We start from the raw sequence: 16,588 nt of genomic DNA, 5'->3' as shown, positions 1-16,588 counted from the left end.
CATTGGATTAAATCCGATTCGGCAACCGCTTACATTAAAATGATCGGGAGGTCTCACATGAAATTAGTAAAGAAAAGCTGGACCATTTTGTTGCTGTTTGCGATGTTATGCACCTTTGTCATTGCTTGTGAAAATACGACCGATAACAATGATAGCAATAAGCAAGTTCGTTCGGCAGATGAGAATACGGCGCCTAACCAGGAAAGCGAAGAAACCGATACGCCGAAAGAAACACCACTAGTCGAAGGAACGGCCGATAATCCCGTTACAATCACCGTCGCATTTCCTTGGGGGGAAGAAATATTTAATAATCGGTTTCAGGAAATTGATGAGAAGCTGCCCAATATCAATATTGAGATGGTAGCATGTGAGTGCAAATCCGCATCCCTTCAGGAGTTGTTTGCTAGCGGAGTGAATCCTGATATTATTTTTCCGAACTATGGGGTTCATGAAATAGAAAATTTAGGAGTTATTTATCCACTTGATGAATTAGCAAAAAACCATAATTTCGATATCAATTCGTTAAATCCAGGACTCGTATCCTCTATCCGATCCTTAGATATTGAGGGAAGGTTAATCGGTATTCCTGATGGAACGGGCTATCTGTCCCTCTTCTACAATAAGGAAATATTTGATTTGTTCGGTATACCTTATCCTACAGAGACTATGACTTGGGATCAGGCATTTGACTTGGCTAAAAAAATGACTGGACAGCGTAATGGTATCTCCTATCTCGGACTTGAGCTCGGCGGCTACGGGAATACAGGTGATGGTGCCGCAGTACCGATCAAGGAACTCGCAGTGAATAAGACCGATCCGGACACAGGCGAAGTGCTCATTACGAAAGACCCTGCATTCACGAAATATTTAGAACTGATGAAGAAGTATTACAGCATCCCGGGTGTACGATCTGAAGAAGCTAAAAATGGTGAATTATTCGGACAAAAACAAGCGGCAATGACGGTGACATGGACTGCATACTTCGTTCATGGAAATCCATTTGAAGATGTGGAATATTTAAAGAACAAAGTAGCTATGCTGCCTGTTCCTGTGTGGGCAGATCAACCAACGACCGGTCCTGTTTTAGGGACTACACCGATGGTCATTTCCAGCTCAAGCGAGCATAAAGATGCGGCATTCAGCGTGCTGAAGGAATATGTGTCTGTACCGAATCAGACGAAAATCGCCCAGTCTATGGCATCCGGTCCTGCAATTACCGAGGTTGCCGATCTGTATGGCTCAGCCATCGAAAATTATGTCGGTCAAGATGTGACTTCCGTATTCAAGTTAACTCCTGCAAACTATCAGACGAGACAAAGCTTATGGGATCAATACGTGAACCTTGACCTTGCCAAGTTTGCCGATTCCGATATGAATGTACAAGAATTTCTAAGAATTACAAAGGAAGAGGGCGAGGCGGCAGTTGCCGAGGCCAAAACACAGTTAGGAAACACGAAAAAGTAATATGAGAACGTGCCGTCCCCTTTAAGTAGATACTCAATGATCTCTTGTGTCCATGAGAGACGATTCGAGTGAACTTGGAGGGGATATTGTTGTATGATTAGTTGCGTTCAGTGGATGAACCATCGCTTGCATCGTTTGTTTACGGAATTCGGAAGGTGAGCACAGCCTATATTTTCTAAATACTCTGTTAAAATAATTAATATTATTAAATCCCACCCGGTGAGCTATTTGTGTTATGGGTAAACTGGAATTTATGATCATTTCCTCCCCTTTTCTAATCCGGCATAAATTAACATACTCTATAAACGTTTGTCCGGTTATCTTTTTAAATGTCCTGCAAAAATGATAAGGGCTCATTCTAGCGATCTTGGATATATCATTCAAGTTGAATTGCTCTCCATAATGTTCTTCTACGTACATCATGACGTCACGAAGCTCCTCGATTTTCCTTCGACTTACCCGTTCGGATTTGCTGTAATTAACCTCATAACCATATTCGCGTGTCAGTGTCACGATAAGCTGATAGAGATAGGATTTAATGACCAATTCGTATCCACTCTTTTTCGCACTATATTCACCAGCAATGTTTAGAATTAATTCTTTCAAGTCCTCATAGTTAGCGTCCCCTGCTTGAATGCAACGGGGAAAAGACAGCTTTCCATTCAATAACGGTTCATGAACGATGTGCATCGATTCCGCCGTTAACAAAATGGTTTTATTGATTAGAACAGCATAGTACTCTGGGACTTCTTCCTTTTCTAGTAAATATGCTCCATGAATTTGCCCTTCTTCAATCAAGAATATATCCCCTTCGACTCCAATATACGGATAGCCTCCAATGAAGAGCTGCATCCTACCTTTTACGACGTATATCAATTCCATAACGTGATCATGCCAATGAGAGGAAAACAAGGCATTGCCATAGGGCTCTGCTTGAAACAGATTGAACGGAAGATAGTTGCTGATTAGGTAAGCCGGCAAATTCTGTGGTATTGGAAAAGATGACACTTAGACATCCTCCTTTCAAAACATCAAGAACCTGAGACGATGCCTCAGGTTCTAATCAAAGTAGATATGCAGTGATCGAGGCTTCCAACTTTCGTAGATATTCAGCCGTATTCATCTCAAAAATCTATTCAACTAAACCTGTACGTTCAACACTCTCAACAAAGTAACGCTGGGCAACAAGGTAAAGAATAAGCGGAGGCAAAATAACCAGGAAGCTTGCACCCATTTTTATTGGCTCAGCTAAATATTCCGGCAACCCTCCATTTTTAATAAACGTCGTCAATTGACTATCGATAAACGACATTTTCAGTGCTAACGGCATATCGCCGCTTGAACCCAGGAACATCCTAGGGTAGTACGTATCATTCCAAGTCCAGACGAACGAGAACAACAGGACGACCAGAATGGCGGGTCTTGCCAATGGAAACATAACGCGTATATAAAACCTCAAAGCACTAGCACCATCGATTCGTGCTGCTTCTTCCAATGCTTTAGGCTGCGTAGAGAAGAACTGGCGGAAGATGATAACAAAAAGTGCGCCCTTGACGCCGAATCCAAAAATAGAAGGCAAAATTAATGTTAATAAATGACCATTCAACCCCAGCTTCGTATACATCAAAATCGTAGGCAAAATAACAACTTGAGGCGGAATAATGAATGCCAAGAAAACAAGGAAAAGAATCGTCTTCTTGAATGGGACATCCAACCTTGCCAGGGCATAGCCCGCCAGCCCACACGAGATACAATGCAGCACGGCAGTTGAAATCGCAATCAGTACACTAATGGAGAGTGACTTCGGATAATCCAGCAGCTTCCATGCTTCGACCACATGGCCCAAATAAACGGAAGACGGAATCCATGTCACGGTTGGATCAATTAAGTCCTTGGCACTCATGACCATCTTCACCAGCATTTTTAAAATCGGATTCAAATAAACATAGGAGGTTACGATGAATATTCCGTACAAGATGAGTTTAAATATCAGCCCTTGATTCATCTCTCGTCCTAGAATGGTATACTTCACTTGTCGTAATCCACGTTTTGTCGAAAACTTCTGTTTCACCCGCGTTGCTACGTCAACCTTCATGTTCTGCCCCCTTCCTCTAACGATTTACTCCGGCATTTTTCCGGTTAATTCTACTATAGATGAGAATGACAATTCCCAAGAATACAAGAATAATAGCGAAGTAGATCCATGCCAGCGCACTATTAAATCCGTAGTTCCCCGTATTAATCAAACTGATTACAGGATTGGACGGGAACGTAAACATATCTACAACGGTATAAATCAAATTCAGCAGGATGAACGGCGACATCGCTGGAAGTGTGATCTTCCAAAACACTTCCCATGGTGTAGCACCATCGATTCGAGCTGATTCATACGCAGACGTTGAAATGGTCTGAAGTCCTGCAATAAAGAGCAGAATTTGAACCCCAGAATACCATAAGACAAGGACAAATTGATTTAATACGGTTTTTACAGGTTTCGCCCATGAACTATCTCCAAGGAACATATCCATGTAACCGCCAATATTAAATCGTTCAAGGAAACCTAGGTTACCCTCCCCTTGATTAATAAAGGACATCAGTACAGCACCTGTAGAGAAGATAACCGGTAAGAAGAAGATCGCGCGAAATAAAAATCGACCGGGTAGCTTTTGGTTAAGCATGATAGAGATCATAAAGGCGAATATGACGATCACCGGGATCATGATGACGACTTCTTGAAAATATGGAATTAACTTATCGTAAAGATCTGAGCTGTTAAACAAGATCTCACGGTAATATTTAACTCCAACAAAGTCGTACACAATTTTTTTCGGCAATATTTTTACTGTGTGGAAGCTCATAAAGAGTGAGAAGACGAGTGGAAATCCTAAAAAAGCGATAAACCCGATCAACCATGGTGCAATAAATAACGACCCTTCCAGCTTTCGAGATCGCTTAGCAGAAAGTATTCGCTTTGGGGTCATATTACGCACCTCCTTTGCTTACGATATAATCTTTAGCCTTCACCACAGCATTGTCCACGTGAACGTCTTTATCGTTGTAGTTCACGATGACTTGTTTCCCGTTACTGTACGTGGTTTCGAATACGCCGTTTACGATTTCACGATGCCCTGTAATGAACTCGTTCTGCACATCCCCAAGCGCCTCTTCGTATTTTTGATACTGGGACACGATCTCATCAAGCCAGTCTTTGTAGTTTGTACTGTAGAATTCATGCAGAGAAAGTGATTTAAGCAGCTCCTGCGATGAGGCATTCGTCACGACAAATGACGGTACCGCGCCGTATTCAATTCCCTTTAAGAAATTGTTCGCGTAGTCGTCGCTCAAGTTCGCATACTCGAATGAGTATGTTGTCAGACCATGGAGAGCAATTTGGGCAAAGGGCACCACACGATCGACAAATAGATCATACGAGAAGTTGGATGCCATATTGTCCATATGACTGATATACGGCAAGGTGTATGCGTTACTCCGTTCCCCATTTACACTGCCGAATGTTTCTTTTGTCTTTTCGAATAATTGCTTCTGAATTTCCTTCGATTGTTCTCTCGTTGTTGGATAGTTCTCATTAAAGTCCGTATTCAGGAACGTCCCGATTCCTTGCCCGTAAAGATAACCATCGATGCCTAACGATTTCGCTTCCTGGAGATCTCCTTCAATAACACCTTTCATAAATTTTGGACTGACAAAGGTCTTCCGTCTGCTATCCCAATTCATCAATTCAACGACCGAAGAAGCTAAGTCACGCAGACCATCTCTATTCTTTCGAAACCCGTCTTTGCCGCCTCTGTTATACGTATAGGAAGAGGCATCAAGATAAACCGTGTAGCCCTTCGAATGAGCGAAATCCGTAAATTTCTTCATCCCCTCATTACCGCCAAGTTTGTTTGGAACGGGGAAGTCGCCGCCAAACTTGCTGTATCCATCGTTTTGCCATCCGAGATAAGTGATATCCATCTTATCTACTCCAAGTGCAGACAACTCTTGGACAATATCTTCCGCCTCTTTCGTCGTTGTTAACGGTAGATAGGAATCCCACAAAAAACCGTCTTCCGTGTCGCCGCCGAGTAAGTGCAGCTGAAGCCGCAGCTTCGCTTGCTCATCTTCTAAGGGTTTCATCCCGGACTCCTTCATCAACAATTCCCGATAGCGTTCAGCTAAAGTAACATAGCTAATTTCCTCGTTTATCTCCTCGATCATATAATAACGGGTCGCATGATCCGACTTCGTTATTTCCTTGCTATACGTCAAGTAACCGTTCTGCTTCTTCGTATCTGTCGGTTGGAAGAACTTGAACCGGTATTGATACTCCGGTGCAACCCAATTGAATTGACTGAATGACCCTGAAGGTGCCGCTACCACATTTGCATACTCTTCACCTTCCGTTATGACTCCTAGAATTGCTTGCTTATTCGATTTAATGCCGAATACCGGCATGGTAATCGGATTACGGTCAGAGAGGGTATTGCGGTTACTGTATGCCCAATCGTCACCGTAAACACGTTCCGTATAGAGGTTCTGTGTGCCCGCACGACGTTCCCTGAAATCAATTAACGCACCAGGACCGTCTGGGATGTACAGAAATCCATCTTCATCATTCGAAGTTTGAGCACCCAGGAAAGGGAACAACCGAATGGATGCCAGGCGAGCCATAGGATCTTTCTTAGCCTTCGGTTTCTTGACTTCTTTGCCATCCTTATCAACCGTAGCTGCCGCCGGCTCCTCCTTCGGAATGACTTTCTCATCTACCAGGCCTTCAGCTAATACTTTGGTTTCAACGAAATCTTCCCCGAGCTTTACTTCTACAGGAATAGTGAAACCAAGATCCGGCATGTCATAAATAACCTTAAATCCCTGATCCGTTACTTCGAACTGGCTTATTCCCCCTTTTTGTGCATAAAAATTAGTCTCTTTCAGCAAATCTTTACGCAGATTAAACTCTACATAACGGAACATAAAGGGTGAGGCAAGATGCATCTTCCATGCATCTGTATTGAGCTTATCCTGCCAATCCTTCGGATTAGGAAAGGAGCGCCATACTTCTCCAGTTGTTTTACTTGTTACGGTAAAATGACCGGAGGCCTTATCCGCTTTGAGCAATAATTTTTCATTTTCCGCTATCATTTGGAACTGGGTTTCATCCGGCAATTTCCCATTTGATTTCGCTGGGGTTACTGCCTTTGTTGTATTCGTCTGAGGTGCCGTCTTTGGCTCCGTTTGTGTTGTAGTTTGAGCTGTGGTCTGCTTCTTATCCGTTGAAGTGGATTTTGCCAGGATGAAACTGCTGAGCGTCGACGCGGATATGACGCAGATTGCAGCTGCCATTAATAGTTTTTTGGAGCGTAATAAGCGCATCACATCGACACCTCCTGATAGATCGTGTAAACAAAGTTAACAAATTCGGATGTGAGTCCGATTAAGATAAATACAAGGACCCACATGATGGTCATCGTGATGACCGTAAGTGTAATGTTCAATACCGTTTCTCCAACTCCATAGTTTTGCAGCGCTTGAATGTTCCAGAAGAATAATAGCCCGCTCCACAAAAGCATACCTACCTCAATAGAGTTGTAAATGGATGCTTCGCTTAGTGTAAAGATGTTCGATATAAGAGCAAGCGGGGTGCCGAGCAACACGACCGGGAACAATGAATAACAACTTCCCACGAACACATCTTTAAATCGTGCTTCACCTTGCTTGATCGAACCTACCAAATAGTTGCATATCACCCACGAGAACCATACGGCCAAGAAGACCGTGAGCATGTAGGTTGAACCTTTTGCATAGACCGGAACCGGATTAAATGTAAAGCTCGTATAGAATGATTTCACCAGCAGCATGACTATAGTGAATAGAAGGATAACGAATGCACTGATGTAGCCACCCATTTTTAAATATCTCAAATCACCAAATCCATCAATGGGATGTTTCAGAATGTAGAATACATGCTTTAACTGCTTGAACCAGGTTTGACCGTTTAACTTATTCGATTTCGGTATCATGCGAAAATTGAATTTGCTCTTTAGCTTGATAAGAGCCCATAGTAAGAAGGCAGCTATAATAGCAGCATTCGCCAAGGTCGAGAAATTTCTCTGGAACCACTGCAAGCGAATTTGCCAGAATGAATCCGAGTATCCCTCTCCATCTCCCGCAAGCTTGAACAAGTCTCTAGCGCGCTCATACTCACCACGGGAAAATGCGGCTTCCGCGATTCCTTTGTAGGCTGGAGAGAAGTGGGCATTCAACTTCAGAACTTTGTTCCAATATTGCTCTCCTTCTGCATACTTCCCTTCCTGCATTAACCTGTAAGCTTCATGTACCGTTGCCCCAAACTCTGTCGGTTTATATACTTGAATGAGGTTAAGGGCTTCATCTAAAATATAAAGGCGTTTTTTCGAATCGGTTTCCACTGCAACAGGTGCCGATGTTAAACCAACCAGTGAATTACCCAGGGCAGAACGACCCGACCAATAAAACAACATCGCTCCGTTCGCATCATATTGAGAGACAATGTTCCTTGATTTATCGATAATCGTTACATTACCATTCTGATCTAATGAAACATCGGTAAGTTGCTTCTCAACCAATTCATCAGGTTCTACGGCCGATAAAGAGAATAACCCTTTATTAAACTCCATATCCTTCCATATGTTCTCGCCACGAATGTTTAATTTCTTGACCTGCTCTGTCTTGGACCCGGACACTGTATAAATAAATCCTTGATCATCGATATCGATATTTCGGATCGTTACAGGCAGCAATCGAACTTGCCGGCTCAATTGCTCCTTCGAATAAAACTGTCTACGGATGATGTCCATCAGCGTGACTTCAGTTTTGTTCGTTCCGAAAAATTGATCGAATTTCCCCTCAGGCGTAAATTGGATGATCCCGTGATAACTTCCTTTCGATACGACATATATAAAACCTCGTTTATCGATAACCATATTCGTCGGTTCATATACGAAGGATTCATTAATAAATCGGGATTCAGGACGGCCAATTTCATGTAATAATTTCTCATTCTTATCTAGGTGAACAACCCGCTTATTCCCTGTATCCGCAATGTAAATATCGCCATTGTCAGCAACAAACACACCCTGTGGTTGATTTAGCGGACTTTCTGGCAGGGTGATTAAACGAACGACCTCTCCTTCTTCATTCATGTGCACAATCCGATTATTATCAGTATCCGCAATATAAATATCATCATTGTCTGCTATGAATAGATCTTGAGGTCTTTGCAGCGATGTATACTCTACTTCGCCCTTCTCGTTGACTACTGGAATTTCCTGCGCTAATACGCCGGCCGGAGAATAAGCAGATTGAGTCATAATCGTACGTTCATAACTATCTTCTGTGAAGGTGCGATAAGGAACATCAGCGCTCGCTTTCATCGGGAATCCAGTCAATGCAATCAAACAGACTAGCCAAAGCACATATTTCGATTTGCTTTGATTGTTGTGCATGGTACACCTCCCCCATTCCTCTGCTTATTTGATCCCCGAATGCGCCATTGTCGTGATCACTTTTCTCTGGAAGATCAAAAAGATTAGCAATGACGGTAAAAACATAATTAATGCTCCAGCAGCCGCAGCTCCCTGTCTAGCTACCGAGTTACTTAGACCAGCTGTTAATGTGCTCATGTAAAACGGGAGGGTCTTCATGGAATCTTCCTGCATGAACAACGTTGAAGTCTCTATGTTTCCCCATGCCGATTGGAAGGCAAGGATCGAAATCGTTGCGATGGCAGGAGTAACGATGGGCATAACGATACGCAGGAAAATTTTGAATTCTTTCGCACCATCGATCTTCGCCGCTTCAAGCAGCTCATTCGGCACTTGGTCCATAAACTGCTTTAATAGGAATACTCCCACTGGCATCGCAACAAGGGGCAGTACATGACCCAGATAAGTGTTCATGATCCCTAAGCTTTGAATGACGATAAAACGCGGAATTGCAATAGCTTCTGTTGCGAATAGCAACGACAGCATAATTAAACCAAGAACAAGCTTCGAACCTGGGAACGGATGCTTGGATAAAGGATAGGCACACATCGCTCCTGTGATAACCATTGCAACGCTTGACAAAAGAGTAACCACAACACTGTTAAATACATATCTGGATACCGGTACAATGGTGCTTTCGGTCATAGCAAACAGTTCCGAGAAATTCCCCGTTGTCGGCTCCCTAACAATGAATGTCGGCGGAAACTTGAATAACTCATGCAATGGTTTAAATGCATGGTTGAACAAATAAACGAGCGGAAGGAGCATGAAAATAGCAAGCGGTAAGAGACAGATGGCAATCCATATTTGTGCTCGATCGATCAATTTCAGAGCCAATACAAAATCGCTCCATTTTATCTTTAATTTCCGCTGCATGGCAGTCATCCGTGCCTCTTGCATTATTCATCCTCCTTCGGTGCGAATAAATAACCGAAAAATTTACTTAACGCATAACACATCAGAAGAACGACGATAGAAATCGCACTGGCATAGCCAAGCTCAAATCGAATGAATCCATAGTCATTGATATGGTCAATTAATAATTGCCCCGCATAATTCGGGGTTGGATTCGTACCCGACAATTGAACCCCAATACCACCGGATTTAATCGTATGAACAATCGCCATAATGGCTGCGAACATCATCTGCGGCTTCATCATTGGGATGGTGATGTACCACACTTCCTGGAGACGGCTCGAAATACCGTCAATTCTACCTGCCTCATATAATTGTCGATCCACATTAAGAATACCGGCCAAGATGGCCAAGAATCCGATACCCATGGAAGACCAAATCGAGACGATAATCATAATATTGAGCAAGAAATCTTTATCTAATAAGAATAAAACCGGCTTCTCAATAATTCCCCATTTGAGTAAAAAGCTGTTGATATAACCCGACCGGTCCCCGGTAAACATGACGGTCCATACGACTGTCATCGCAATACCTGCCGATAACGAGGGTGCATACATGGCAAGTGCATACCAGGTACGCATTGTATTCGGCAGCTGTGCGATCAGCCAGGCTAATAAAAAGGCAAGAATATAACCGACCGGCCCTACGAACACGGCAAATTTAAATGAGTTAGGCAATACATGCTGCAGGAAAATAATGTCCTGAGAGAATAGGTTCTGGTAGTTAAGCCAGCCCCGCCAAGATGGAAAATCAAAGGCATTGAAGTAGGTGAAGCTTAGCAAAACACCTGACACAACAGGAATCAGGATGAATACGATGAACATGGCCATAAACGGTAAAATAAATAAGTAAGATAAGCGGTACTTCCACATTTCTTTCAGCAAAAAATTCATCCGTTCCGAAATGCCTGGCTTCCTATTCACTGGCCTGGCCGGAGCTCCGCTCATCTTTTCAGAAAGAGCTGGCACATTATCTGTCATTTTAGAATCGCTCCTTTCCAGGGTTCGGTAATTCGGATGAGATTCATCTTCTTCAGCACGTTCCCGTTCTCATCGATATAATTAAATTCTTGCTGTTTACGCTTCATCTCTCGATTAATCTCTTTAACCGCCTTCTCGAGGGCAATCCTTGGATTAACTTGATCAATTGCTGCATTATTCCAAGCAAAACCGAGTTCACGCGTCGTCATATATCCTCCCGGAACGTTCGGCCATTCTTGCATCCACTGCCATTGCTCCAAAATAACGCTGAGATCGTCCTGCTTCCAAGGCATATTGGCAAAAGCCTGAACATTAGCCGAATTCCAGCGGAATGTTTCACCGCGATATTGCTCCAGATTAAGTCCAAATTCGGTTTGAATATCTTCGGACATATACCATTTAAGGAAATCCCAAGCTAATTCGCGTTTCTCTTTCGGCGTATCATTAAAGAGGACGTTCGCTGTCGGTGCTCCGCCTGCAGCCCATCTTGCAACCGTACCGTCTGGTTGCTTCGTTCCAGGGATAGGAGCGATTGCCCATTCATTCATGATTTCAGGTGCTGCGACAAGTAGCTGCATATATGTATTGAAATCTGAAATCCCGATAGGCATTGTTCCGTCTCTAAACTGTTGATAGAAACTGTTGACTTGTCGTTCCATACCGTACACATTGAACATATCCGTCCACTCTTTGAACGCTTCAAAAGCTTTCGGTTCATTTAATGCGCTTGATAGTCCGTCCTCCGAATACAACTGCACATTATTTTGGAAGAACAAATAAGAGAAGTTATCCGGCGGGATGTAGAAGTTACTTTCATTCTGCAATAACGTCGGCAGAATCTTGTATACATCATCCCAAGTATCCGGGATCGACAGGCCAAGCTGGTTCATAATATCCTTGCGATAAAACATAATGTTAAAGTTATTCGTCTCCGGAATACCATACACACCGCCGTCATAGCGGTAAGGCTGCATAATCCCTGGATGAAATTGTTCTAACTGTTCCTTCGAATCAGGAAACTTCGTAAAGTCATAAATGGCATTACGAAGTGCATAATCAAAAATCGATGCACTCGGCAGCCCAATTGCTACATCAGGCAATATCCCGGCAGCTTTACCGAGAACCACTAAATCCGCTGATTGGACCAAATTGATATTTACCTTAATGCCATGTTCTGGCGTAAATCGCTCATCGGCAAGCTGCTGCAGTTCATCTACATAATCGCGACCTTTGAACATCCAGATATTCAGTTCATCTTCTGCGTTCCGATCAAGCTGGTTTTTGCTTGTAAAGGAGTAGAATAATGTAACGATCGAGTTCCATAATTTCTCGAAGAAGTTTGCCTCTATTTTAGGCAGTTTTGTACCGGGGACAGCTGCATAAATTCGATCAATTTGCAGCGGGGTATTCATCAAATCCACGCGCTGTGCTTCAATCTTCTCTTGCATCGTTCCGATGGTTAACTGGCTATAAGGAATTTCATTCGGATCTTTCAATAAATCTTGTAAATCTCGCGCACTGGATTTAAAGGACTGTGACACATTGTCTCTTACCTTGTTGATTGCAAGCATTTCATCTGTTAGTGAGTTGTACTTATCCTTTAATGCTTCAAGTCTCTTGGTCATGCCCGGAATGTCTTTTTCTATATTCCATACGCGATACGCATCACTGCTATTCCCTGTTGCAATACGCAGCTCTCTGGAAACATCCCGAAGCTCTTTCGACATTTGATCGATGTCAGCAATAACGGAAATATATGGCTCTATCGTTGCTTCCATCTTGATCGAATGCTTTCCTTTGGTGAAATAGAAATCAAATAATTCCCCATCCGTGTCCGCAAGCGATACCTTTTTCCAATCGCTATGATAAGGAAACGGAACGTTTTTCATTTCGTTAAAAGGAATTTCACCGTCGATATAAATATTTCGGAATACCGTAGCGTTTTTACGTAAGTTTTGTTTTACACGGAATGTCAGATTGTAAAGGCCATCTTCCGGAACTTCAAAATCCCAAGTCACCGCTTGACCGCCTTTGCTCCAGCCGTTACCGCCGATCGTATTAAATCGAACTAGATTTAATGATTTAGGCTGAGATAAAGGACTTCGATCATACTGTGTTTGAATGGAAGATGAGTTTTTAAGACTAAACTGTTCGCCCTCGATGACAATGGCTTCCTTGCTACCACTCTCGGCTGTCGTTGGATACGATTTTTTCACGTCTTCATAATTAGCGATCGCTTCAGGTGCCTCTAGACGAAATGATTTTAGCGCAACCGATTGACGAATCGTTTCAATACGAATCGTGTTTTCGCCTTTGTTCAAATGCCATTGTAACGGTTTACTGTAGAACCCTTCAGAATCCCGAAAGGAGGTCGTTTTCCAGCCCACCTCTTCGTCAATCAAAGAGCGAAGTTGATTACCTTCATCATCATATTTTTCAGGTCTCACTTCAGAAAATCGCCGTTCCAGAGAAACCGAGTGTGCCTCACGAAACGGATATTCTCCGTTGATCTGGACACTCATGATCACCGACTGGCGTCCGGTTCCATCTTTTGAGAGAAACGGATGATAATCCGTAGCCAGTTCATAAATGCCTTCCTGATCTACATTTACTTTGTACTCTACCCAGCCTTTAGGTTGAGACCATAGAAGAACATCATTCTTCCCTTCATAGGAGCCGACAGAGACGACAGCATCATCCGATTTCGCATGATACGATTTAGCGTCAATCTCAATTCCCTCTGACCCCGCTTTAAGCTTCTTCTGTTCCCATTCTTTCGAGATCGTATAAAAATACGGTTCATGACTCGAAAAATCCTGAGTAAGTGAATCCTGACTACTCGTTTCTGAAGTCTTGGAATCACCTTGAGCGTTACCTGGCGACACCGGATTGCCTATCAGGGCTACGGATAAGATAACGAGCAATAATCGGTTAAGAAATTTAATATTTCTCTTTACCATTCGTATCCCTCCATCACTTTGTTAATAGAATCCCAGTATCTTTATGGAAAAATAATGCTTTGTTCATATCTACTGCTACAGCGGTTCTCATTCCATCGTCAAAGTGATAGCGTGGATGAGCACGGGCTACTAGATACTTCTCGAGTCCTATATTCATATGATAGTAACGGTCAGATCCAACAAATTCACTTAATTCCATCGTTCCGTTAATGATTGATTGTGGATACGTTTCCAACATAATTTCCTCAAAGCTGATGTTTTCCGGGCGCATTCCAATAATGATTCCCCGGTCTATAAGATTCATCTGTCTAATCGTGTGAGCTTGCTTCTCTGTGAGGCGGAGTCCAAAACGCTTCGTATGGAATTCAAGGAAACCATCTCGTTCTTCGATTTTACCGGTCACAAAATTCATCGGCGGATTCCCGATAAAGTTAGCTACGAACAGATTGGCAGGCTCATTATAAATGACTTCTGGCGTATCTACCTGTTGAACAATCCCCTTCTCCATGACCACAATACGATCACCCATCGTCATTGCTTCAATCTGATCATGGGTAACATAAATCGTCGTGACGCCGATTTTTTTATGGAGCCGAATAATTTCCGAACGCATTTGTACACGTAGTTTAGCATCCAGGTTAGAGAGAGGTTCATCCATAAGAAAAGCCTGTGGGGTACGAACGATTGCCCGACCTAGTGCAACCCGTTGACGCTGGCCACCAGATAATTCTCTTGGTTTACGGTCCAAAAAATTCTCGATTTCCAGCACACGGGCAGCCCGTTTAACCGATGTCTCAATTTCATGTTTCGGGAGCTTTCTCATTTGCAAACCAAAAGCAATATTATCGTAGACAGACATGTTCGGGTATAGCGCATAGTTTTGGAATACCATCGATATATCACGGTCTTTGGGCGGCATATCATTCACAATGGTATCGCCAATGTATATTTCGCCTTCTGAAATATCTTCTAATCCTGCGAGCATTCGTAATGTTGTCGACTTCCCACATCCTGAAGAACCTACAAACACAAGAAATTCTTCATCCTCAACTTCAAGGTTGAAGTCTTTCACCGCGTATTCTTTATATTTTCCGTAACGTTTGTGAACATGATTAAATATGATTCTCGACACTGGAATGCCTCCTTTGCTGATCACACCTTTTCCAACCATTACCTTGATTTGAATCTTAACAAAATTTTTGTGGGGGTAGTGTGAGGATGATGTGTGTTCCGTGTGAATATTGTCTTATCCCCCACCATTCGACAAAGGGGGGCCACATTAGAGCAAGCCTGTCTTTGATAGACAAGCCTGCTCATTGTTCTTTACACTCCATTAGTTATATTTTGTATTACGGGACATTTACTGTCCCTTAGCCATGGCATCTTTGATTTTCGCCTCAGACTCTTCCTTCAATACTCTTAGAAATTCTGGAATGTTCATGTCTGATTCGGAGAACTTCAGAAGGCTTCCTGAAAGATCCACATATTGATCCCATTTGCTGATCGTTGTTGGAATAACCGGCTTACGAGAGAAGAATGCACTAATATCCTTGCCCTCATATACTTCGAGTTCTGCGCCAAACTCTTCATACACTTTCGGATCGGTTAGGACTGGGCGGTCCCCTATTCTGGCTAACTTGGTCTGGTGCTCGGGAGACACATATTCGGTAAGAACTTCAAATGCTGCATCTTTATGCTCACTGTATTTATTAATAATGAATGGATGTGAGAATGAAGCCGGTGCAACATTCGGTAATTCCGGCCATACCGGTACAGGTACGGATTGAACGTTCTTAGCAATTTCCGGATCTCCAATGCCCCATTTAATGTAACCGGGCCAAGATACGATCATTGCGACGTTTTTATTTTGAAAAGAGTAATCTTTTCTGACTTCCGGATCACTACTGTAAATACCAGGGATGCTGTAGAATTTCTTCATCAGTTCCAGGTATTTCGTAACTGCCGGTTCCTTCGTAATCAATACCTCACCGGTCTCTGGATCTGTCAGGTTCACATTCAATTGTTTTAGAGGCACCAAGGCTTCCGTACCTGCAAACCCAGGACCCATCTCCAGCCCATGATATTGGATGCCGTCCCTTTCTCCAGTCAGCTTCTTCGCAAGATCAACCATGGCATCCCATGTTAGATCTTTTGCAGGATAAGGCACTCCAAACAGATCGAACACCTCTTTGTTGTAATACATCGTATAATTGTCACTAGCTGTAGGCATACCTAGCAATCTGCCCTCAGAATCAACTAAACGCCAATAAGCTATAATGGAAGGGTCTATACCACTAAGATCAAATTGATGGGATTCAATCAACTCATCAAGCGGTTCAATCATATCCAGCTCTTTCAACGCGTCAATTCCCCAGTTGGCATAGATGATGTCCGGAACGATCTGTTTCGCGTTCAGCTCTTGTAATGGCTCTAATTGGGCTTGAGAGTCGACTAATTCAATCTTAATATTAGGAAGCTTCTCATCAATATCCTTAAAAAGTTTATCGAACGCATCTTGTCCCCATGGATACAGAATCTTGATGGTAACTTCATCTGTCGATGCGGCCTGTTCTTCTGTTTTTGCATCCGTGGGTGTAGTATCTACGGACACCGATTCTGTTGTGTCACCTTGCTTGTCACCATCTTCTGTACTGCACCCTGATAACAACATCGATATGGACAAAACAAACACGAAAAGAAGGACTAATGTGCGGTTTAGCTTCATATAACGCTCCCCCTAATAGAT

General features: G+C 42.9%; 11 protein-coding genes. 1 reads left to right on the top strand and 10 read right to left on the bottom strand.

All coding sequences use genetic code 11. From position 1 onward, the window contains the following. The first annotated feature begins 57 nt into the window (after positions 1-57). Positions 58-1,464 (top strand): ABC transporter substrate-binding protein, encoded by a 1,407-nt coding sequence (locus KJS65_RS04795; protein WP_213648805.1) that lies wholly within the window; start codon positions 58-60, stop codon positions 1,462-1,464. A gap of 33 nt (positions 1,465-1,497) precedes the next feature. Here KJS65_RS04795 and KJS65_RS04790 read toward each other — a convergent pair whose 3' ends face one another. From KJS65_RS04790 to KJS65_RS04745, 10 genes are all read right to left on the bottom strand, one after another. After that, positions 1,498-2,472 (bottom strand): AraC family transcriptional regulator, encoded by a 975-nt coding sequence (locus KJS65_RS04790; protein ID WP_213648804.1) that lies wholly within the window; start codon positions 2,470-2,472, stop codon positions 1,498-1,500. A gap of 124 nt (positions 2,473-2,596) precedes the next feature. After that, on the bottom strand, positions 2,597-3,559 hold the full coding sequence (locus KJS65_RS04785; protein ID WP_213648803.1) for a carbohydrate ABC transporter permease: 963 nt from the start codon (positions 3,557-3,559) through the stop codon (positions 2,597-2,599). A gap of 16 nt (positions 3,560-3,575) precedes the next feature. Further along, complete coding sequence (locus tag KJS65_RS04780; RefSeq protein ID WP_213648802.1) at positions 3,576-4,445, bottom strand: carbohydrate ABC transporter permease; 870 nt, start codon at positions 4,443-4,445, stop codon at positions 3,576-3,578. A 1-nt stretch (position 4,446) separates the two neighbouring features. Then, complete coding sequence (locus tag KJS65_RS04775; protein WP_213650639.1) at positions 4,447-6,837, bottom strand: DUF5696 domain-containing protein; 2,391 nt, start codon at positions 6,835-6,837, stop codon at positions 4,447-4,449. After that, entirely contained in the window at positions 6,837-8,948 is a 2,112-nt protein-coding gene (locus KJS65_RS04770) for a YIP1 family protein (protein ID WP_213648801.1), read from the bottom strand. Before KJS65_RS04770 ends, KJS65_RS04775 begins: the two co-directional genes overlap by 1 nt. Before the next feature lie 24 nt (positions 8,949-8,972). Further along, a complete protein-coding gene (locus KJS65_RS04765; RefSeq protein WP_213648800.1) occupies positions 8,973-9,887 on the bottom strand; it encodes a carbohydrate ABC transporter permease in 915 nt (304 codons plus the stop codon). Further along, on the bottom strand, positions 9,887-10,849 hold the full coding sequence (locus KJS65_RS04760) for a carbohydrate ABC transporter permease (protein ID WP_374706167.1): 963 nt from the start codon (positions 10,847-10,849) through the stop codon (positions 9,887-9,889). Before KJS65_RS04760 ends, KJS65_RS04765 begins: the two co-directional genes overlap by 1 nt. A 29-nt stretch (positions 10,850-10,878) precedes the next feature. Continuing rightward, complete coding sequence (locus KJS65_RS04755) at positions 10,879-13,842, bottom strand: extracellular solute-binding protein (RefSeq protein ID WP_213648798.1); 2,964 nt, start codon at positions 13,840-13,842, stop codon at positions 10,879-10,881. Between the two features lie 13 nt (positions 13,843-13,855). Continuing rightward, entirely contained in the window at positions 13,856-14,974 is a 1,119-nt protein-coding gene (locus KJS65_RS04750) for an ABC transporter ATP-binding protein (protein ID WP_280531304.1), read from the bottom strand. A 228-nt stretch (positions 14,975-15,202) separates the two neighbouring features. Beyond that, positions 15,203-16,567, bottom strand: a complete 1,365-nt coding sequence (locus KJS65_RS04745; protein ID WP_213648796.1) for an ABC transporter substrate-binding protein — start codon at positions 16,565-16,567, stop codon at positions 15,203-15,205. Between the last annotated feature and the right edge of the window lie 21 nt (positions 16,568-16,588).

Origin of the sequence: Paenibacillus sp. J23TS9 (genome assembly GCF_018403225.1) — a bacterium.
Taxonomy (GTDB): Bacteria; Bacillota; Bacilli; order Paenibacillales; family Paenibacillaceae; genus Paenibacillus_AQ.
The sequence above is the reverse complement of the archived record's forward strand: the minus strand, read 5'-3'. Positions and strand labels throughout refer to the sequence as shown.